We start from the raw sequence: 392 nt of genomic DNA, 5'->3' as shown, positions 1-392 counted from the left end.
GGTTCCAGCAAATCGGTCTTGAAGGTAGAAGGTTCGTCCCCTTCGTCTAGTGGCCTAGGACACCGCCCTTTCACGGCGGTAACAGGGGTTCGAGTCCCCTAGGGGACGCCAGTTTTGCACAAGCGATGTTTCACGTGTCGCTGGGCCGAGAGGCTAGAAATCCGGGGCTATAGCTCAGCTGGGAGAGCGCCTGCATGGCATGCAGGAGGTCAGCGGTTCGATCCCGCTTAGCTCCACCAATTTTGCCAGGTCCGCGTAAGCGGGTCGGTACGAAGGTTGTTGTCCCCTTCGTCTAGTGGCCTAGGACACCGCCCTTTCACGGCGGTAACAGGGGTTCGAGTCCCCTAGGGGACGCCACTTTTACCCGCGCTTTGCGGGAGTTGAAAGGCTCA

Annotated in this window: 3 tRNA genes; all 3 read left to right on the top strand. The window is 59.4% G+C overall.

Annotated features, from left to right (window positions below):
• Nucleotides 1–35: 35 nt before the first annotated feature.
• The 3 genes from ACNFCI_RS24060 (at nucleotide 36) to ACNFCI_RS24050 (ending at nucleotide 357) form a co-directional block, all read left to right on the top strand.
• A tRNA-Glu gene (locus ACNFCI_RS24060) sits at nucleotides 36–111 on the top strand.
• Between the two features lie 52 nt (nucleotides 112–163).
• Nucleotides 164–239, top strand: a tRNA-Ala gene (locus tag ACNFCI_RS24055).
• A 42-nt stretch (nucleotides 240–281) separates the two neighbouring features.
• A tRNA-Glu gene (locus ACNFCI_RS24050) sits at nucleotides 282–357 on the top strand.
• Nucleotides 358–392 lie beyond the last annotated feature (35 nt).

This window comes from Pseudomonas sp. NY15356 (assembly GCF_048068175.1).
Lineage (GTDB): Bacteria > Pseudomonadota > Gammaproteobacteria > Pseudomonadales > Pseudomonadaceae > Aquipseudomonas > Aquipseudomonas putida_K.
This window is presented reverse-complemented; position numbering and strand designations above follow the sequence as displayed.